This window comes from Bacillus sp. M13(2017), assembly GCF_002218325.1.
GTDB lineage: Bacteria > Bacillota > Bacilli > Bacillales > Bacillaceae_G > Bacillus_A > Bacillus_A thuringiensis_K.
In genome coordinates, this window is sequence record NZ_KZ268505.1 from 127,739 (window position 1) to 148,750 (window position 21,012).

The following is a 21,012-nucleotide window of genomic DNA, read 5'->3' on the forward strand; positions in this document are numbered from 1 at the left end:
ACATAATAGAGTTGGGAGCTGACGAAATGAACGTACAGGAAAGTTTCGTTACGGCATTGGATGGATCGGAAATTTATTTGCGTAAGTGGTTACCAGAAGGTGAACCGAAAGGGATTATTCAAATTGCACATGGTATGACAGAACATGCAGGTGTTTATACAGACTTTATTGATGCTTTATTAGAAGCAGGCTATGGTGTTTATGCACATGATCATAAAGGTCATGGGAAAACGGTGAAGAGAGAAGAAGATTATGGTCATTTTGAACCAAATATAGGGTGGAATCAAGTTGTATCGGATGTTATCTTTGTTTCAGAAAGGATAAAAGAAGAGCAGTCAAGTCCTTTGTTTTTACTAGGACATAGTATGGGTTCTTTTTTATCAAGACGTGCTGTACAACTTAGGGGTGAACTATACGATGGATTTTTGATTTCAGGAACAGGTGGAAATCCAGGGCTTTTAGGAGTTATTGGTCATAAAGTAGCAACAATCGAAATGAAATTGCGTGGGGCAAAAACGAAAAGTCCAATGTTAAACTTTTTATCTTTCGGAAACTTCAATTCGAACTTTAAGCCAAATCGTACAAAATTCGATTGGTTATCTTCAGATAATAATCAAGTTGATAAATATATTGCGGATCCGTTATGTGGTTTCATTTGTACGACGAGTTTTTACCGAGAATTATTTTCTGGTGTATTAGAAGTAAATAAACTAGAAGAATACAAGAAGACGCCAAAGAATCTTCCAATACATATATTCTCTGGTGATCGTGATCCTGTTGGCGATATGGGGAAAGGTGTAAAAGAAGTATATGAAAACTATAAAAAATGTGGTGTGAAAGACGTGACACTACGTTTATATGAAAATGGTAGACATGAAATGTTTCATGAAGTAAATAAGGATGAAGTATTTAAAGATTTAATTTCGTGGTTAAATGCGCATAATAAATGAGAAAGATAAGCCCAAACTGTTTACAGCTTGGGCTTATCTATTTTACAGAAATACGGGCAATAAATTCTTAAATTCACTTTACTTAATAAAAAATAAATCTTATTCTATAGTCGTTAAAAAATAAAGAAATATTGTATGAGAGGAAACCTCAATTTTCTGAAGTGAGGTTTTTTGTAGTAACGAAGTAATAGTGAATAAAACTAATTTTAAAAATAACTTAAAATCAAACTATTTATAAAGAAACAGATGCCTGTTCATAATAGTAGTATAATAGTGAATGAGGTGTTAATAGAATGGAAGATAGAACATTAGGTTTACTACTAGATGTTGTTGGGGAATTATTTTCAGATGAAATTTCAATTGCTGTTTCGAATACGAAAGAATATATTTACTATCGGCCAAGTAAACGAATTGATTTAAAGATTAGTGTCGGGGATCCCATAAAGGAAGGAACGATTGCTTATAAAGCGATGGTGATGAATCAAAAAACCTCTGAGTTTATGAATCGGGATGTTTTTGGTATTCCTTATCATGGAATGGCTGTACCATTTTCCAACAATGGAAAGCTTGAAGGGTGCGTAACGGCAATTTATCCAGCTTTAACGGATGGAAAGTCAGTCGTTACTTTAAAAACAACAGACGGCTGGATTCCGGTTCCTTTTTCAAAGGTTATGTATTTAGAGGCTAAAGATAAAAAGACGTATGTGAATTCAGAAGAGTTATCAGGAACACATAAATACTCTCTGCAAGAATTCGAATACTTGCTTCCTAAAGATTCATTTATTAGATGTCACCGCTCATTTATTGTAAATGTTAATCATATTAAAGCGATTTATCCTGATACCCATTCTACTTTTGTACTTTCGATGGATAATGGTGAGAGAGTACCAGTTAGTCAATCATACGCTAGTTATTTCCGTAAGCTTCTAGGATTCTAAATTTTTCTGCTTTAGAACCTAGATTTGCTGTTCTGTCTGAATTTTCGGCATTGTATACTAAAATCCCTATTTTGATAGTGTTAATGTGTAAAATAATTATGAATATTCAATGAGAGAGGGATTACATATGGAGAATAATTTAGATAGAATCAGAGATCAACGTCTAAAAGAACGGGTAGTTACACCTGAAGAAGCAGCTTCTTGGATTCAAAGTGGAATGACTTTAGGCTTAAGTGGGTTTACACGTGCAGGTGATGTAAAAGCAGTCCCATTTGCGCTTGTAAACCGAGTTAAGAATGATGAATCTTTTAAAGTAAATGTTTATACTGGGGCTTCTTTAGGCTCGGATGTAGACAAATTATTTGCTGAGGCAGGAATTTTAGGGAAAAGATTACCTTTCCAAGCTGACGCGACGATGCGAAAAGGAATTAATAACGGAGACTTTTTATTTGTGGATCAACACTTGTCTCATACAGCAGAGTTACTCCGCGCTGACGTTCTGGATATAGATTTCGCTATTTTGGAAGCGGTTGCGATTACAGAGGACGGAATGATTATTCCAACCACTTCAATTGGAAATTCCTTAGCGTTTTCCTTAAATGCTAAGTTTATTATTATTGAAATGAATATGGCTCAATCCGCGCAATTAGAGGGGCTACATGATCTATATGAACCAGGTAAACAAGGGGAGAGGCTTCCAATTCCGCTTGTGAAAACAGATGACCGAATTGGAACAATCGGTATTCCAATTGATCCTGAAAAAGTAAAGGGGATTGTGTTTACGAATCAATTGGATTCGCCATCGACAATTGTTCCTCCGGATGAAGAAACGGTTATTATGGCACAGCATTTAATAGAATTCCTTCGAGAAGAAGTCAAAGTAGGCCGATTAACAAATCGTTTAGCGCCGTTACAATCAGGAATTGGTTCAGTTGCTAACGCCGTATTGCACGGAGTGTTAGATTCAGAATTTGAAGATTTAGAAGTATATTCCGAGGTTTTACAAGATGCAGTTTTTGATCTTATGGATGCTGGAAAAGTCAATTTTGCTTCTTGTTGTTCTATCACGCTTTCTGAAGAGAAAATGCAACAAGTATTTTCTAACTTTGAAAAATATCGTGACAAATTAATGATGCGTCCACAAGAGATTTCCAATCATCCTGAAATCATTCGTCGCCTTGGATTAATCTCAATTAATACGGCTTTAGAATTAGATATATACGGAAATGTTAACTCTACTCACGTTTTAGGTACAAAAATGATGAATGGTATTGGTGGTTCTGGTGATTTTGCGAGAAATGCACGCCTAGCTATCTTTGTTACGAAATCGATTGCAAAAGGTGGTAACATTTCAAGTATCGTTCCTTTCGTTTCGCATGTAGACCATACTGAACATGATGTAGATGTTATTGTCACTGAACAGGGGTATGCCGACTTAAGGGGACTTGCGCCAAGAGAAAGAGTGGAACTTATTATTGAGAATTGCGCACATCCAATGTATCGTGATCAACTACGTGCTTATTACGAAGAAGCAAAAACAAGAGGTGGACAAACTCCTCATATTTTAGAAAAAGCTTTTTCTTGGCATACGAATTATGCTAAAAATGGAACAATGCTTGAAGCGGTAGTAGAAACTGCATAGAAATATAAGAATGATTCTTAGAATAATATGCTATAAAGATTGAAAGAAAAGAACGCCAATTTTCAGGAATGGCGTTTTTTTCTTTTAAAAAATTATTATCTATTATGAAGAATTATAAAAGTAATCTCTTATTTACGGAAATAAGAGGTTTTTTAAATTAATTTTCGAATCATTTTATAGTGTATATATCGAAGGTGAGGAGAAAGAATCATGAAGATAAGAAAAGCGTTATTAAGTGAAGCAAATGAATTAAGTGAATTCGCACTACAATCAAAAGAAACGTGGGATTATAGTGAAGAATTCATACTTGCTTGTAAGGAAGATTTAACAATTACAGAAGAATACATAAAAAATAATTTTGTATATGTTTTAGAAAACGATAATGCGAAGATTGGTTTTTTCTCATTTTTACGTAATGATAAAGCTCTCGATTTCTTGTACATTCATCCTGATTACAAAGGAAAAGGTTACGGGAAAATACTTTGGGAGTATGTAATAGAAAAAGCCAATGAACTAGGATTAAAAAGTTTTACGATTGATAGTGATCCGAATGCAAAAGGATATTACTTGAAAATGGGAGCACAGTTAATAGGAGAGACGCCATCAACTGTCTTTAAGGATCGTTTACTACCTCTTTTGAAATATGATGTGTAAAACTATTAATAGTAGGGGAAGATTAGAATGGATGATGTAAAGGAAAAAAGAATATATGAAGCACTAATAAAATCGTGGTCGATTGAAACAAGTTCAAAGTGGACAATTGAAAATCCAGCAAAGGGACAGTGTGGTGTAACGGCTCTAGTCGTTCAAGATATATACGGAGGGAAAATTAAAAAGACAAAAATAGGGGGTGTGTGGCATTTTTATAACTTTATAGATGGGCAGAGGTTTGATTTTACAGAGTCTCAATTCAATGAAAACCTGAATTACTTGGGTGTGGAATCAAATCGGGAAGAAGCATTTGCAGATACAAATGAAAAGCAATATAGCATTTTGAAGGGAAAAATAACGAAAGAATTAAAATTATCTTTTGACTCTTAATCTTTAATAAGTTACTATAATGGTGGTAACTTATTAAAGGGAACTTCATAGAGTTGAAAGGGGAAATACTTTTGAAAACAACTTATGTAAACGCTACAATTGTAACGATGAATGAACAAAACGAAGTGATAGAAAATGGATATATCATTGTAGAAAATGATCAAATTATAGATGTAAAGAGCGGAGAATTCGTTAATGATTTTGAAGTAGATGAAGTAATTGACATGAAAGGAAAGTGGGTTTTACCAGGGCTTGTAAATACACATACACACGTTGTAATGAGTCTCTTAAGAGGTATTGGAGATGATATGTTATTACAGCCATGGCTTGAGACGAGAATTTGGCCACTGGAAAGTCAATTTACTCCCCAAATTGCGGTCGCTAGTACGGAATTAGGATTACTTGAGATGGTGAAAAGTGGTACAACATCATTCTCTGACATGTTTAATCCAATTGGAGTAGATCAAGACGCAATTATGGAAACGGTATCAAGGAGCGGGATGCGAGCTGCTGTTTCAAGGACTTTATTTAGCTTCGGAACGAAAGACGATGAAAAGAAAGCGATTGAAGAAGCTGAGAAATATGTGAAGCGTTACTATAACGAAAGTGGCATGTTAACTACGATGGTTGCACCACATAGTCCATATACATGTAGTACAGAATTGTTAGAAGAGTGCGCACGGATTGCAGTAGAGAATCAAACGATGGTTCATATCCACCTTTCTGAAACAGAGCGTGAAGTACGTGATATTGAAGCGCAATATGGAAAACGTCCAGTAGAATATGCAGCAAGTTGTGGATTGTTTAAACGCCCAACAGTTATTGCACACGGTGTAGTATTAAATGAAAATGAACGTGCTTTTTTAGCAGAACATGACGTTCGAGTAGCTCATAACCCGAATAGTAATTTAAAACTAGGTTCTGGTATAGCAAATGTAAAAGCGATGCTAGAAGCAGGAATGAAAGTAGGAATTGCAACAGATAGTGTGGCATCTAACAACAATTTAGATATGTTTGAAGAAATGCGTATAGCAACATTATTACAAAAAGGTATTCATCAAGATGCAACAGCGTTACCAGTTGAAACGGCTCTTACACTTGCGACTAAAGGAGCTGCTGAAGTAATCGGCATGAAACAAACAGGATCACTTGAGGTTGGAAAGTGTGCCGATTTTATTACGATTGACCCATCTAATAAGCCGCATTTACAACCAGCAGATGAAGTGTTATCGCATCTTGTATATGCTGCCAGTGGAAAAGATATTAGCGATGTCATTATTAATGGAAACCGTGTCGTTTGGAATGGCGAATGTAAAACGTTAGATGAAGAGCGTATTATATTTGAAGCAAGTCGTTATAAACGAGGTTTGCAAAGATAGATAATTATGTGGCAGTTGAAAAAAGCTATCCTTTAAAAGGATAGCTTTTTTCTTGAACGAATAAATATTCAAAAGAATGTCGCATCTTTCTGGTAGTATTTCTGCTATAATATATTACGCTTTATAATATTTTATATTTAAGGAGAACAACTCATGAAGCGAAAAAAGAGCCATTTAATGGTAATGGCACTTGTTACATCTTTATTGTTAACAGCTTGTAATAATAAAGGGAATAAAAGTGATACAGAGGTTAAAAAACAAGTGTTAAATGTAACAGTATCAGAAGAAATTCCTTCTCTGGACACTGCTAAAACAATGGATGGTACATCATCACACGTTATGCAGAATATATTTGAAGGGTTATATGTATTAAATGATCAAGATCAGCCTATTCCAGCAGTCGCAAGATCGTTTAAAAGAAGTGAAGATGGTAAGAAATATACATTTGACTTGCGTAAAGATGCAAAATGGTCAAATGGGGATAATGTAACAGCAAATGATTTTATATTTGCATGGAAACGTGCAATTAATCCTGAAACAGCATCTCAATATGCATACATGCTCTTTTATGTGAAAAATGCGAAAGAGATTAATAAGGGAACAATTCCTCTTGATGCACTTGGGGTTAAAGCAATAAATAATTATACGTTAGAAGTTGAACTCGAACAGCCGGTTCCATATTTTTTACAGCTGTTAGCACTACCTATATACTTACCACAGCATGAATCATTTTTGAAAGAACAAGGAAACAATTATGCATTGGAACCTAGTAATCTCATATATAACGGTCCATTTGTATTAGAAAAATGGAAGCATGAACAAGAGTTTCAATTAAAGAAGAATGCTACATATTGGGATCAAAAGAAAGTGAAATTAGACGAAATAAACTTTCATATCGTAAAGGATACAATGACAGCTGTAAATTTATATGAAGCCGGAGATTTGGATCGAGTACCTATTAATTCGCAAATTGTAGACAAGTATAGAGGGAATAAGGAATTACATATGTCGAGTGATCCTGGAATTGCCATGCTTCGTTTTAATGAAAAAAATACCGCGTTAGCAAATAAAAAGGTGCGTCAATCTATTTCATTAGCGTTAAATAAAGATGATTTCGTTGCTCACTTTATTAATAACGGAGCAAAACCTGCAAGTGGACTTGTACCAGTTGGTCATGTAAATGAAGTGACTGGTAAAGATTTTAGAAAAGAAAACGGAGATCTTTCTTCATATGATTTGCAAAATGCGCAAAAGATTTGGAAAGAAGCGAAAAAAGAGCTTGAAGTAGAGCAAGTAAACCTCGAGTTTTTAACGTTTGAACAAGATAATGCAAAACGGATGGCAGAATATATAAAAGGTGATTTAGAAAAGAATTTGCAAGGAATCGCGATACAAATTAAACAACAGCCATTTAAGCAAAAATTACAGTTAGAACAAGCAGGTGATTACGATATAACTATGGCAAACTGGGGACCTGACTATAAAGACCCAATTAGTTATTTAGAGTTATTTACGACAGGGAATCCGAATAATAAAATGAATTATTCTAATGTTCATTACGATGAATTAATAAAGAAAGCGAAAACGGATTTTGTACTAGATACGGAAAACCGATGGGAAGCGTTGCGAGAAGCCGAGCAGGTATTATTAGAAGATGCTGCGGTAGCGCCGCTTTATCATATTGGCTCAGCATATGTACAAAAGGATTATGTAAAAGGAATTGAAAAGCATCAATTTGGTGGTATTTATACTTATAAGAATGCTTATATTGCTAATGAATAAATATAAAAAACCTTACTTTTTAAAAGTAAGGTTTTTTACACATGAATTCTATTAAACCGATTTTAATAAAGCGTAAAAATTCGTATCATATGGGACATCATCTTGATACATATAATTTTTTAGAACGCCTTCTTTTTCAAAGCCTAATTTTAATAGTACTTTATTGGAAGCTTCATTTTCAAGAAATACAATTGCTCCAATCCGCTTTAAATGAATCGTATGGAAACCGTATGATATAACCTCAGAAACAGCTTCAGTCGCATATCCTTTTCCCCAGTGTTCAGGCAAAAAGGCATAACTTATATTGGCTCGTTTATGCTCAGAAGACCAATCATGAAAACCAATGGTACCGATGAGTTCTTTCGTGTCTTTTAATTCGATTCCCCATTTTATACCGCTTCTTGCATTGTAACTCAGCTTAAAGTTATGAATAATTTGTCTCACTTGATCAAGATCCTGTAATGGTTTTTGGCCATAATAACGCAGTACGTCAGTATTAGAAAAGCATTGTAGTATACTCGGTGCATCTTCTTCTTTAAGTTCTCGTAAAATGAGTCGGTCGGTTTTCAATATAGGAAACATGCTTTCACTCCATTTCTTCTGAAACTAGAATGTGTTTTTATTATATAATCTAGTCTGAAAATAAAGATTATTCAAGTGAGAAGTACGGTTTTAATTTATGATAAAATTGATTGTGGAATATATTTCAAAAAGAGGTTTGTATATGGAGAAAAATCCAATTTTAATTGTAGATGATGATCAAGATATTGTTCGATTTGTGAACGTAAATTTAATGCAAGAAGGTTTTAAAGTTTTTAGTGCTCATAATGGAGAAGAGGCTTTAGAAATAATAAATAATAACAGAATTCAACTTGCTATTTTGGATATTATGATGCCACAAATGGATGGAATAGAATTGTGTAGAAGGATTAGAGAGAAACATAGTTTACCAATTATGTTTTTAAGCGCAAAATCATCGGACGTAGATAAGGTAATAGGATTTAGTACTGGAGCAGATGATTATATTGTGAAGCCGTTCAGTACAATTGAATTTATAGCGAGAGTGAAAGCTCAATTAAGAAGGTATACATATTTCAATCAAAATGCTGCCCAAGAAATAGAAAAGAAAATAAACATTAGAGGTTTAGAAATAGATGAAGTGTCTAGAACTGTAATGTTATATGGAGAAACAATCAATCTTACGAGAACTGAATATGATATTTTGTACTTAATGACCGCTGTAAAGAATCGTGTATTTACTATTGAAGAAATATATGAGAGCGTTTGGAAAGAAAGGGCCTATGAAAGTAATAATACAGTAATGGTTCATATTGCAAGATTAAGAAATAAAATTGAAGAGAATCCAAAAGAACCGAAGTTTATACAAAATGTTTGGGGAGTCGGATATAAAATTGAAGATTAGATCTTTACAGGGTATTAGGGCGAAATTTTTTTTAGCTTTCATATGTAGCATCTTGTTAGCGACTGTAAGTATAATAGTGCTTCAAATTTTAGTTGGAAATATATATAGTCATGTTAATGCGTTAGAAGAAAAATATTCATTTTTATACTTTATAGTTTTTTTGATTTTTACTACGACATACTTTGCATGTATGACAAAAACAATGATGAAAAGATTGTCTGAAATTAATAAGAACGTGAAGGAAATAAGTAATGGTAATTTTGAAGTACATATACCTATTTCAAAAAATGACGAGATTGGTGAATTAGCGACGAATGTAAATAGAATGGTCAAAAGTTTAAAAGAGTCTATCGAGAATGAAAAAAAATCACAGGAAATGAAAAATGAAATGATTAGTAATATTTCTCATGATTTACGAACGCCAGTAACATCTTTAATCGGTTATGCGGACCTGTTAGGAAATAAACTCCATTCGAATGGAGAAGAATGTGAACAGTATGTAAGTATATTAAAGCGAAAAAGTTATGAATTAAAACATCAAGTAGATGATTTATTAGAATACTGTCAAATAAATTATAGAGAGATTGAATTACATAAAGATGAAGTAGATATGAAAGCATTAATTGAACAAATCATGATTGGCTTTGTACCACAATTAGATGATGCTAATATGAGCTTTTATATTAAAAGTGATGAAGTGCTGTATGTAGAAGTTGATGTGGCACTTATAGTGAGACTATTTGAAAATATAATAGGTAATAGTATTATGTATGGAAAAGATGGAAAGGAAATTGCAATTGGAATTTCCAATAAAACAATGAATGTTGAAGTAGAAATTAAAAATTTTGGACAATGTATTCCGGAAGAGGACCTTCCTTACGTTTTTGAGAAATTTTATCGTAGTGAAAAATCACGTAGTTCTTATACTGGTGGGAAAGGAATGGGGCTTGCAATTTCAAAAAGTATAGCCGAGCTCCATCAAGGGGATCTAACTGTACGTAGTAACGATAAAGAAACAGTTTTCACTGTGAAATTACCGCAGTATAAAAAAGTAAGAAAGTCGTAAGTATTTCTTTTATATGTCGTAATTTTTACTTTGTATCATTGAAAAAAAGGATATGAGAGTAGGGATGCGACATGTGGAAGAAATTTTTATTAGTGATTATAGTTTCTTTTTTAATTATAAGTTGGATCTTAGTTTATGTAGCTAAAGGCGTTATATCAGTCATTTTTTGGTGGAGTATACAAGCCTTTAGCATAGTATCACTCTTTATTTTAATAGGATCAGTTTTACTATTTGTGTGGAAAGGGATTTTCAGAAAGCGAATAGATAGAGCGCTACTCTTCATCGTTCTTTTCTCTATAATTGGAGCTTGGCCTTTAGGGTGGTTTGCTAACATAGGAGGACTTGCTTATCCAGCAGATGTACATTCTATGAATCCTAAAGCAGTAGTTCGCTTTCCTTTGAATGAACGAGCATTAGTGGGATGGGGTGGTGATCGATTAGAAACGAACTATCATGTTATAAAACCAAATGAACGCTGGGCATATGATGTTCTTATTCCACCTGCTGAAGTGAAAAGTAGTAAGTTAGAGGATTATGGAATATATGGAGCGGAAGTAATGGCACCAGCTTCTGGAACAGTTGTATCTATCAATAATGATGAAAAAGATGTAGTTCCAGGAGAGGATGATTTTCAGTCAATGGCGGGTAATCATATTTATTTACGACTAGATGAATCAGGGACATTTATGGTTCTGGCCCATTTAAAGAAAGGATCAATTAAAGTGAGGGAAGGACAACATGTAAATGAAGGAGAGGTTCTTGCTCAAGTCGGTAACTCAGGAAGTTCAAGTGAGCCGCATTTACATATTCATCATCAAAGGCAAGATCCGTCCAAGGTAAGTATGTTTTTTGCGGAAGGATTGCCACTTTACTTTCGAACTGAAAATGGTATCATGATGCCGGAAAGAGGGACATACATAAGTGGTAACTAGAAGAAAATCATTTCATCCAAAAAGGGTATTCCAAATTAAAATTGGAATACCCTTTTTCATTACCCTACAAAAGTTTGATACAGTAAGAAAATATTTAAAATGATAACAAGTATAGCAATTATCCATGCGATAAATGTTGTTATGCGGTGGTTAACGAGTGCACCCATTATCTTTTTATTACTTGTAAACATAATAAGTGGTACTAATGCAAATGCAATACCGAATGATAAGACGACTTGGCTCATAACGAGAGCGTAAGTTGGATTTACACCTAAAGCGATAATAACTAATGGTGGAATCATTGTAATAAATCGGCGTAAATATAACGGAATATGCATTCGAATGAAACCTTGCATAATAATATCACCCGACATTGTACCGACAGAAGAGCTAGATAGTCCTGCTGATAAAAGTCCAATCCCAAATAATGCAGCCGATACAGGACCTACTAAATTGGTAAATTGAGTGTAAGCAACATCTAAATCTTCAACGTGCAAGCCGTTTTTAAAGAATAGAGCAGCTGCTACAATTAACATACTTGCATTAATTGCTCCAGCAATAACCATTGCAATAATAATATCGATAAACTCGAAGCGGAAAATCTTTTTCTTTTGTTCATCATTTGTTCCGACTACGCGCCGCTGCGTTAAGGCGGAATGTAAATAGATTGCATGCGGCATAACTGTCGCACCTAAAATCCCTGCTGCAAGTAATATACTATCTACACCTTGGAATCTTGGAATAAATAGTCCTGAAAGAAGGGGACTTAATTCTGGTTTTGCATAAAAAACTTGAATTCCAAAAGCGATTACTACAATGAAAATCATTCCTGTAATAATAGCTTCTAGTGGACGAAATCCTCTACGTTGAAACTCAAGAATAATAAATGATCCGGCTGCAGTAATTAAAGCGGCAGGTAGCATCGGGATTCCAAATAGTAAGTAAAGCCCCAAAGCAGCTCCAATAAATTCCGCTAAATCTGTAGCCATAATAACTAGTTCACCTTGTATCCATAAACCGATAGACACAGGCTTTGGAAAGTTTTCACGAGCTATTTCGGGTAAATTGTTTCCTGTAGCAATTCCTAATTTAGCTGATAAAGTTTGGATTAATACAGCCATTAAGTTAGAAGCGAGTATAACCCATAATAGTAAATATCCATATTGTGAACCAGCTGCGATATTTGTAGCAAAGTTGCCAGGGTCAATATAAGCAACGGATGCGATAAAAGCGGGTCCTAAAAATGGTAACAGTCTTTTCCAACCTTTTGTTTCTCCACTTAAAGCTAAGTGAGCTGATTGTACAGTTGTACTTTCAGAAGGGAGATGTTCATCTTTTGTTATATCTTTATTCATAGTAGTTTTCCCCTTTAAAATGTTAACTTGATGAAATTATTGTATGTATTCTTACTCATTATTTCAATACATTTAAATATGTTATGTGATAATTTCATTTGAACACGAAAGTTTCCTTAATGCAAATTATATGCCTTTATGCAATGGATGGTGTGATAATGTAAAATAAATTGGGAGTTTATGGTGTGATGACGTAGGGAAACATAATAAATTAAAGGGTCAATTTTGAAATTTATGTGAACATAAAGCCGATAATCCAGCATATTAATTGATGGAATTGCATTTGTATGATATATAATATATTGGGATTACAACATAACCATAGTGTTTTGATGTGTAATCTTGTTTTTTATTTTTGTTAACTGATAGAAAATAGTATAAAGAAAAGAAAATGGGATTCATTTTCTTATTATATATGTTTTGATATGAACGTTAACTTATACATGATTTTAAAAATTAGATAGGTGGTAGAAATACATTGGCAACTACAAAACCATACAGAGTATTACTATATTACATGTACACAACAATTGAAAACCCAGAAGAATTCGCGGCAGAGCATTTAGCATTTTGTAATTCACTTGAATTAAAAGGAAGAATTCTTGTAGCAAAAGAAGGTATTAACGGAACTTGTTCTGGAACTGTAGAACAAACAGAGAAATACATGGAAGCAATGAACAATGATCCACGTTTTGACGGTATCGTATTTAAAATAGATGAAGCTGATGGTCATGCATTCAAGAAAATGCACGTGCGTCCTCGTCCAGAGTTAGTTACACTTCGTCTAGAAGATGACATTAACCCACACGAAATAACTGGGAAGTATTTAGAGCCAAAAGATTTTTATGAAGCAATGAAACAAGAAGATACAGTTATCATTGATGCACGAAATGATTATGAGTTTGATTTAGGCCACTTCAAAGGTGCGATTAAACCTGATATCGAATCATTCCGTGAATTACCAGATTGGATTCGTGAAAATAAAGAAGTACTTGAAGGTAAAAAGATTTTAACTTATTGTACAGGCGGAATTCGTTGTGAGAAGTTTTCTGGCTGGTTAGTTCGTGAAGGCTATGAAGATGTAAGTCAGCTTCACGGCGGAATTGTAACGTACGGAAAAGATCCAGAGGTACAAGGTGAGCTTTGGGATGGACAATGTTACGTGTTCGATGAGCGTATCGCTGTACCTGTAAACCAAAAAGAACATGTTATCGTTGGTAAAGACCACTTTACAGGTGAACCTTGTGAGCGCTATGTAAACTGTTCAAATCCAGAATGTAATAAGAAAATTTTATGTTCTGAAGAAAACGAAGCGAAATATTTACGTGCATGTTCTCATGAATGTCGTGTAAGTCCACGTAACCGCTACGTAATACAACATGAATTAACGGAAGAGCAAGTAGCTGCTGCATTAGAGCAAATCGAAGCAGGGAAGTAAGAGGAAAAAGGCTAATCTAAATTTTATTTTGGATTAGCCTTTTTCATATTCGATTCTTTTTTGTCGTTTTTTGTCGGTAAGTCGATATGTTTAAATAATCGCTGATATATTTTGATTTGCGTCGATATAATTTGAAAATCGCTGATATATTTCGAGTTGCGCCGATATAATTTGAAAATCGCTGATAAAAATTTCACTTACTGAATTGTACTACGTATTTGTAGTTTAAAAATAATCTTCTTTACTTCTTATCGTCTTTCTCTCTCACAGCAGAAAGTACAGTTTGTTTTACCCAAGCTTTTCTTCGTTTATGTTGTAGACCCCATTGGTATAAACTTTGGGATCCTAAAATAAGTGAAATGACAATACCGCTAATCGCAATTAATAGAGCGAAAAATTCAAGAGGTGACGATATTTTGTTTGAATCGGTGTTTCTTAAAAGGTCAATCATAGTAAACCCTAACATTTGGCCCACTACAGAGTAGAGCGTTAAAATTAATAATAAAAGGCTATCTTTTTTAGAGGCGACGTTTTCTTGATATTTAAACAAACTATCAAGATTTTGTTTCGCGTTCGAGTATAGAACCTCAATATTAAAAAGTTTTCTTAAGCGGAAGAAAATATCTTCACTCTGTGATTGGGATACTAATTCTAAAGAAAAATAATTAGCAGTGAACGAATTGATCGAATAAATTAATTTCTCTATTTCATTAGTATCTTGTTCAATATTTAGCTCAGCATAGGCGTTTGCCATTTTTAATAAAACAATTTTATGGAATAGATTTAATAATAAAGCGTAATAAAATTCCCCATACATTTGACTAGCAAGTTTAGCAATTTCGCGTTCTCCTTCATTTGTTACACATGTAAAAATGTGTTCTTCCATTATGAAATAACGATTTGGAGCCCACCTCTGGTAAGCGTGTTTTTTTAAATAGTCATGAATGTAAGGAAGGTTATTTGCACTCACATATGGCTTACCATCACTTGTTAATCCGGAAAGACTAGAAGTACGATAAACATCCACTTCATTAAGTTCCATACCTTCTTTTAGTGACAATAAAGTTTGAACGTACATTCTTTGGTCTTCAAAGAATGGGAAGGTTTGAAAGTATGAACTTCTTAATCTCTTCTTTTCAAAGAAATCAGTTACGCCATGAAATAAATAACCAAAAATGAATTTTTCAACTTGGGAATACTTTTTTCCGTTACATTCAATACAAATAGTCTCATTTGTATCATTTTTAGTTTCAAGTACACGGAAGCGGGCAGCGAATTCGATTGCTTCAGATAAAGTCATGTTTGGAGCAGTGTTTACTTCTGTTCGAATTGTTAAGAAGCCAAGTTCATAAGGACAAAGTGTTACATCAATAGAGTGTATATTAAATTGGATTGAAGTAAGGTTTGTTGTTAAATGTCCAGTTAAGTTAAGGTCCTTTGAATAACGTTGCAAGCCCTTTTGATGCTCTGAGTGAGGAAAGAGAATTTTATTGGTAAATGAAAGATAGTATGCTTCCATATTTTGATGTGAAACTTTAAACTCCCCATAATATGTATTTTCATCATCGAGATGATCGAGCCGAAAAGGACGAAAATCGTTTTTTTGTAAGAAAGGGAACATCTCTTGTTCATATCCAGCTTTAAACGAAAACGGGAATATAAATTGAAATATAGCTGTTGCTACATCTTTTTCCTCAATTGCTTGTATTGCCTCCATCTACATTGTTTCCTTTCCATATATGCTATAGAAACAACATGCCCAAATTTATTTGAAAATAACCACTGTTTTACACTCGATTGAGAGTGAAAATTCTGCTTATTTAGCAGAGGACATGTATAATGTTATGTATACTAAAAGTTATAAAATTGTATTTTGAAGAGGGGGATGCTGTATGCGGATTTTAGTATTAGGCGCTGGTGGAGTCGGAGGATTTTTTGGTGGCAGATTAGTCGAAAAGGGAGAAGATGTTACATTTCTTGTTCGTAATAAACGAAAAAAACAATTAGAGGAAAGAGGACTTGTAATCCGAAGTGTTAACGGGGATTTTTCCTTTCAACCGAAATTAATAACGAAGGAAGAGAGAACTTCTCCATTTGATGTCATTTTATTTTCAACAAAAGCGTATCACTTAAACGAGGCAATTCAAGATTTGAAGCCGTTTGTTGGCGAAGGTACTGTAATCATTCCATTGTTAAATGGTATCGCTCATTTATCACTATTACAAAAAGAATTCGGCGAAGAAAAAGTAATTGGCGGTTTATGCTTTATCGAGACGACGTTAAACGATCAAGGAGAAATTGTACAAACTAGCGCTGCCAACAGACTTGTGTTTGGAGAAATTAAGTCTCAAAATTCAGAGAGAGTAAAGCATATTTCTAAAGCATTTGCAGGTACGAAATCTAGTTTTGTTTTAAGTGAAAATATTACGCAAGATATGTGGCATAAATATTTATTTATTACTGTAATGTCCGGTGTGACAACGTTAATGCGTGCACCAATTGGACCAATTCGTGAAAGTGAAGGCGGCCGTGATTTTATCCGTAATGTGTTTGAGGAATCTGTACAAATCATGAGAGTATTAGGAGCTCCAATAAAGGTTAATATTGCCCAGGAACATATGAAAACGATTGATAAAATTTCGTATGATATGAAGTCATCGATGCAACGTGATATGGAGAAGGGTTCGTTTATTGAAGGGAAGCACTTGCAAGGATATTTACTGGATGTAGCAGAGCAATTTTCTATAACGGCACCATTATTAAGCACTATATATCAAAATTTAAAGGTGTATGAAGAGATGACCTTTAACAGATCTGTAATAGAATTAGATGTATGAAAAAATAAAAAAGATAGCAATATATAAGTGTATTGCTATCTTTTTTATTTTTTTTATGACAAATTATTTATTTCTTTTCGTTCTATCTGTCAAATTTATTTCCTGTTCACGTTTACCATATAACTGATTAATTTCATTTGCTACTGCATCTAAATATGAATCGGAAAAAATAGGCTTCTTTTCTTTAGACATATGGGTCTCCTTTGCGAATTTTTTAGTATTCATTATGTATATTTCTCAGTGGATTATGCACAATCATTTTAATTTTTTTCTTATTAAAAATTTTTGTTTACTTTTTGAAAATAAAGGAGTATTATAATCCACAGTTTCAATTTTCTAAATCGCTGAAACCGCATGGTACGGGGGACCCGTTTTTACGGATTAGTACATAATCCGATGGGGTGAATCCTTGAAAAAGGTAGGGCTACTCATAGGCCCGAATCCGACAGCTAACCTCGTAAGCGTTATATTGAGAAGGAAGGTGGAGCTTGTGCGACAAAAAAAATAATGTCTACAAGTCTATTTCGCTATGGCTTGTAGACATTTTTTGTTTTCTGAAGAAATAGTTTACTGGCTGTAACAAGCAGAAAAGTTCGTACAAAATTATTGGAGAGTGGACAGCATTGGTTTCATCTATTAAAAGATTTTTAATTGGAAGACCGTTAAAATCAACAGAGCTTGGAGAACAAAAGCTTAATAAAACGAAAGCTTTAGCTATTTTATCTTCTGACGCATTGTCATCAGTTGCTTACGGTCCAGAGCAAATTTTAATTGCTTTAGCAGGTGTTGGAGCGATCGCTTATTGGTATTCCATTCCGATCGCTGTTGGGGTATTAGTACTATTGACAGCCCTTATTTTATCATATCGTCAAATTATTTTTGCTTATCCGCATGGCGGGGGAGCGTATGTTGTATCAAAAGAAAATTTAGGAATGAATCCAGGCTTAATTGCTGGAGGATCTTTATTAGTTGACTATATTTTAACTGTTGCGGTAAGTGTGTCCGCTGGTACAGATGCAATTACGTCTGCGTTTCCTAGCTTACATGCACACAATGTAATTATTGCGGTTATATTTGTTATATTAATTACAATATTAAACTTAAGAGGAGTAACGGAATCAGCTTCCGTTTTAGCATATCCTGTTTATTTATTCGTTTTAGCACTATTTATATTAATTGGTGTAGGCATATATAATATTTTAACTGGTCATGTTTCACCCACTTTACATGCGCCGATTGGTACACCAGTTGCAGGAATTAGTTTGTTTTTATTACTAAGAGCATTTGCATCAGGTAGTTCGGCTTTAACAGGTGTTGAAGCAATTTCAAATGCAATTCCGAACTTTAAAGATCCTGCGCCAAACAATGCTGCAAAAACATTGCTTGCAATGGGTGCATTACTTGCTGTGTTATTTTCAGGAATTGTATTTTTAGCTTATTATTACGGAGTGACTCCGAGTAAAGAAGTAACAGTTGTTTCTCAAATTGCTGAACAAACATTTGGACGTAATTTCATGTACTATTTCATACAAGGTACAACAGCTTTAATATTAATTCTTGCTGCTAATACAGGTTATTCTGCATTTCCTTTATTAGCGGTTAACCTTGCAAAAGATAAATTCATACCGAGAATGTTTACGATTAGAGGAGACCGCCTAGGTTACTCAAACGGTATTATTATACTTGGAGTTGCTTCGATTATTTTAATTGTAGCTTTCCAAGGACAAACAGAACATTTAATTCCACTATATGCAGTAGGTGTATTTATTCCATTTACACTTTCTCAAACAGGGATGGTATTAAAATGGCTTCGCGAAAAGCCTGAAGGATGGGCTTTAAGATTAACGGTTAATTTAATTGGTGCAGTTATTAGTTTTATCGTAATGAGCATGTTCTTTTTAACTAAATTTGCACAAGTTTGGTCGATTCTTATTTTCTTACCAGTTATTATCTTCTTATTCCATCGAATTAAGAAGCATTATGATGCAGTGGGTGATCAATTAAGTTTAAAAACTTGCGAGCCTCTTATTCCAATTGAGGGGAATGTAATTGTCGTTCCTGTAGCAGGTATGACGCATGTAGTAGAAAATTCATTGAACTATGCGAAATCGCTTTCGGCAGATCAAGTTATCGCAGTATATGTTGCTTTTGACAGAGAAGAGGAAAAGAAATTTGAGGAGAAATGGAAGAAGTGGCAACCTGAAGTAAGGCTTGTTACATTACATTCTCATTATAGAAGTATTATTCAGCCGCTAACGAAGTTTATCGATACAGTGCAATATAAGGCAAGTGAATCGAATTACCGTGTTACGGTCGTTATACCACAGTTCATTCCGAAAAAAGGTTGGCATAACATTCTTCATAATCAATCCAGTTTACTTATACGTGCGTATTTACTTTATAAAAGAAATGTTGTTATTACGACAGTTCCATATCATTTGAAAAAATAAGAAAATTTTTTAAGGATAGCTTCGCGAAAATGAAGCTATCCTTTTTGTGTATATGCTATGCATAATTGCATATGGGGTTAAAAATTATACTAATATAACTTCATTGGTTATTTGAAAGTAGTGTTTTCTGTTGTGATATATAGATATTTCAATCGATAAAGTGAATCGGATTATATTTTGAAATAAGGACATGAAAGCTTGAAAATAAAGGGAATGAAAATACTTCTTTACGATATATAAACAGCTGTGTTTAAATGACCTTACAGTACAAAACTTATATGAAAACAAAATAAAATTTCATATTTACGTATGTTGTTTAGTTTAAAATGAATAATATTTTTATGTAATATATTCACTGTGTGAATGTGGGAATTTCGATGAAATAGAAAATTTATACAATATTATTCATACTAAACACATATGAAAAATAATAAAATGTTTTGTGACGATAAGTAAGTACTGTAGCAATACGAGAGAGGTGGTTCATACATAGATCACGTTGAGAACGTTCTCTATTTTAACCATCTCAAATTATGGGCAAGAAAATAGAATAATAAAATGCGATAGTAATAGTTGCTAATACATAGGAGGAGTTAAAGTGAAAAAGACTTTAATTACAGGGTTATTGGTTACAGCAGTATCTACGAGTTGCTTCATTCCTGTAAGCGCTTACGCTAAGGAGGGGCAAACGGAAGTGAAAACAGTATATGCGCAAAATGTAATTGCTCCAAATACATTATCCAATTCAATTAGAATGTTAGGATCACAATCACCGCTTATTCAAGCATACGGATTAATTATTTTGCAACAGCCAGACATTAAGGTAAATGCGATGAGTAGCTTAACGAATCATCAAAAGTTTGCAAAGGCGAATGTACGAGAGTGGATTGATGAATATAATCCGAAGCTAATTGACTTAAATCAAGAGATGATGAGATACAGCACTAGATTCAATAGTTATTATAGTAAGCTCTATGAACTAGCAGGAAATGTAAATGAAGATCAGCAAGCAAAAACAGATTTTATGAGTGCATATGGAAAATTACAATTGCAAGTACAGAGCATCCAAGAGAGTATGGAGCAAGATTTATTAGAGTTAAATCGATTTAAAACAGTATTAGACAAAGATAGTAACAACTTATCAATTAAAGCCGATGAAGCAATAAAAACACTGCAAGGATCAAGTGGAGATATTGTGAAATTAAGAGAAGATATTAAAAGAATTCAAGGGGAAATTCAAGCTGAACTAACTACTATTTTGAATAGACCTCAAGAAATCATTAAAGGTTCTATTAATATCGGTAAACAAGTATTTACAATCACAAATCAAACTGCACAAACGAAAACAATCGATTTTGTTTCTATCGGTACTTTAAGTAATGAAATTGTAAATGCTGCAGATAGTCAAACGAGGGAAGCAGCTCTTCGCATTCAACAAAAGCAAAAAGAGTTATTGCCACTTATTCAAAAGTTATCACAAACTGAAGCAGAAGCGACTCAAATTACATTCGTTGAAGATCAAGTAAATAGCTTTACAGAATTAATTGATCGTCAAATTACAACTTTAGAAACGTTATTAACGGATTGGAAAGTTTTAAATAATAATATGATCCAAATTCAAACAAATGTTGAAGAAGGCACGTATACAGACAGTAGTTTACTTCAAAAACATTTCAATCAAATTAAAAAAGTAAGTGATGAAATGAATAAGCAAACAAATCAATTTGAAGATTACGTTACAAACGTTGAAGTACATTAAACAGAAAAATAATTAGCGAT

18 protein-coding genes and 1 riboswitch are annotated in these 21,012 nt (G+C 33.7%); of the genes, 14 read left to right on the plus strand and 4 right to left on the minus strand.

Annotated features, from left to right (window positions below; genetic code table 11):
• Positions 1–26 precede the first annotated feature (26 nt).
• The 7 genes from CGQ22_RS15730 (at position 27) to CGQ22_RS15760 (ending at position 7,732) form a co-directional block, all read left to right on the plus strand.
• Positions 27–950: an alpha/beta fold hydrolase gene (locus CGQ22_RS15730; protein ID WP_001102594.1), complete on the plus strand. Its 924-nt coding sequence runs from the start codon at positions 27–29 to the stop codon at positions 948–950.
• Positions 951–1,243: 293 nt separating this feature from the next.
• Positions 1,244–1,888, plus strand: coding sequence for a LytTR family DNA-binding domain-containing protein (locus CGQ22_RS15735; RefSeq protein WP_000390213.1), 645 nt, complete (start codon positions 1,244–1,246; stop codon positions 1,886–1,888).
• A gap of 127 nt (positions 1,889–2,015) precedes the next feature.
• Positions 2,016–3,530 carry an acetyl-CoA hydrolase/transferase family protein gene (locus CGQ22_RS15740; protein WP_089148957.1) on the plus strand — a complete coding sequence of 505 codons (1,515 nt, stop codon included), beginning with the start codon at positions 2,016–2,018 and terminating at the stop codon, positions 3,528–3,530.
• A 210-nt stretch (positions 3,531–3,740) separates the two neighbouring features.
• The gene (locus CGQ22_RS15745) at positions 3,741–4,184 is read left to right on the plus strand and encodes a GNAT family N-acetyltransferase (protein WP_089148958.1); all 444 of its coding nucleotides are present in this window, start codon (positions 3,741–3,743) and stop codon (positions 4,182–4,184) included.
• Positions 4,185–4,211: 27 nt separating this feature from the next.
• On the plus strand, positions 4,212–4,571 hold the full coding sequence (locus tag CGQ22_RS15750) for a YunG family protein (RefSeq protein ID WP_089148959.1): 360 nt from the start codon (positions 4,212–4,214) through the stop codon (positions 4,569–4,571).
• Positions 4,572–4,624: 53 nt separating this feature from the next.
• Positions 4,625–5,950: a bifunctional S-methyl-5'-thioadenosine deaminase/S-adenosylhomocysteine deaminase gene (locus CGQ22_RS15755; RefSeq protein ID WP_002163930.1), complete on the plus strand. Its 1,326-nt coding sequence runs from the start codon at positions 4,625–4,627 to the stop codon at positions 5,948–5,950.
• A 153-nt stretch (positions 5,951–6,103) separates the two neighbouring features.
• Positions 6,104–7,732 carry a peptide ABC transporter substrate-binding protein gene (locus tag CGQ22_RS15760; protein ID WP_089148960.1) on the plus strand — a complete coding sequence of 543 codons (1,629 nt, stop codon included), beginning with the start codon at positions 6,104–6,106 and terminating at the stop codon, positions 7,730–7,732.
• A 51-nt stretch (positions 7,733–7,783) separates the two neighbouring features.
• Here CGQ22_RS15760 and CGQ22_RS15765 read toward each other — a convergent pair whose 3' ends face one another.
• The gene (locus CGQ22_RS15765) at positions 7,784–8,314 is read right to left on the minus strand and encodes a GNAT family N-acetyltransferase (RefSeq protein WP_089148961.1); all 531 of its coding nucleotides are present in this window, start codon (positions 8,312–8,314) and stop codon (positions 7,784–7,786) included.
• A 142-nt stretch (positions 8,315–8,456) separates the two neighbouring features.
• Between CGQ22_RS15765 and CGQ22_RS15770 the strand changes: the two genes are divergently transcribed.
• The 3 genes from CGQ22_RS15770 to CGQ22_RS15780 all read left to right on the plus strand — a co-directional run bounded on the left by CGQ22_RS15770 (position 8,457) and on the right by CGQ22_RS15780 (position 11,153).
• Complete coding sequence (locus tag CGQ22_RS15770; protein WP_089148962.1) at positions 8,457–9,155, plus strand: response regulator transcription factor; 699 nt, start codon at positions 8,457–8,459, stop codon at positions 9,153–9,155.
• Positions 9,121–10,221, plus strand: a complete 1,101-nt coding sequence (locus tag CGQ22_RS15775; RefSeq protein WP_116777434.1) for a HAMP domain-containing sensor histidine kinase — start codon at positions 9,121–9,123, stop codon at positions 10,219–10,221. The genes CGQ22_RS15770 and CGQ22_RS15775 overlap by 35 nt, the downstream gene beginning before the upstream one ends.
• Positions 10,222–10,292: 71 nt before the next feature.
• On the plus strand, positions 10,293–11,153 hold the full coding sequence (locus CGQ22_RS15780) for a M23 family metallopeptidase (protein WP_000265529.1): 861 nt from the start codon (positions 10,293–10,295) through the stop codon (positions 11,151–11,153).
• A 59-nt stretch (positions 11,154–11,212) separates the two neighbouring features.
• Here the strand turns inward: CGQ22_RS15780 and CGQ22_RS15785 are convergent, their stop codons facing one another.
• Complete coding sequence (locus tag CGQ22_RS15785) at positions 11,213–12,508, minus strand: Nramp family divalent metal transporter (RefSeq protein ID WP_001030680.1); 1,296 nt, start codon at positions 12,506–12,508, stop codon at positions 11,213–11,215.
• A gap of 478 nt (positions 12,509–12,986) precedes the next feature.
• Between CGQ22_RS15785 and trhO the strand changes: the two genes are divergently transcribed.
• Positions 12,987–13,946, plus strand: a complete 960-nt coding sequence (gene trhO / locus CGQ22_RS15790) for an oxygen-dependent tRNA uridine(34) hydroxylase TrhO (RefSeq protein ID WP_000246214.1) — start codon at positions 12,987–12,989, stop codon at positions 13,944–13,946.
• Positions 13,947–14,187: 241 nt separating this feature from the next.
• On the opposite strand, the gene CGQ22_RS15795 is transcribed toward trhO, so the two are convergent.
• Complete coding sequence (locus tag CGQ22_RS15795; RefSeq protein ID WP_089148963.1) at positions 14,188–15,663, minus strand: hypothetical protein; 1,476 nt, start codon at positions 15,661–15,663, stop codon at positions 14,188–14,190.
• 175 nt (positions 15,664–15,838) lie between these two features.
• On the opposite strand from CGQ22_RS15795, the gene panE reads away from it, so the two are divergent.
• Complete coding sequence (gene panE / locus CGQ22_RS15800; RefSeq protein WP_061884003.1) at positions 15,839–16,783, plus strand: 2-dehydropantoate 2-reductase; 945 nt, start codon at positions 15,839–15,841, stop codon at positions 16,781–16,783.
• Between the two features lie 63 nt (positions 16,784–16,846).
• Here the strand turns inward: panE and CGQ22_RS32495 are convergent, their stop codons facing one another.
• On the minus strand, positions 16,847–16,975 hold the full coding sequence (locus CGQ22_RS32495; RefSeq protein ID WP_000031873.1) for a hypothetical protein: 129 nt from the start codon (positions 16,973–16,975) through the stop codon (positions 16,847–16,849).
• Positions 16,976–17,115: 140 nt separating this feature from the next.
• Positions 17,116–17,262: riboswitch (cyclic di-AMP (ydaO/yuaA leader) on the plus strand.
• A gap of 144 nt (positions 17,263–17,406) precedes the next feature.
• Here CGQ22_RS32495 and CGQ22_RS15805 point away from each other — a divergent pair.
• Together CGQ22_RS15805 and nheA are read left to right on the plus strand one after the other, a co-directional pair.
• A complete protein-coding gene (locus CGQ22_RS15805) occupies positions 17,407–19,233 on the plus strand; it encodes an APC family permease (RefSeq protein ID WP_000254887.1) in 1,827 nt (608 codons plus the stop codon).
• A gap of 598 nt (positions 19,234–19,831) precedes the next feature.
• Positions 19,832–20,992: a non-hemolytic enterotoxin NHE subunit A gene (gene nheA / locus CGQ22_RS15815; protein WP_000751833.1), complete on the plus strand. Its 1,161-nt coding sequence runs from the start codon at positions 19,832–19,834 to the stop codon at positions 20,990–20,992.
• The last annotated feature ends 20 nt before the right edge of the window (positions 20,993–21,012 follow it).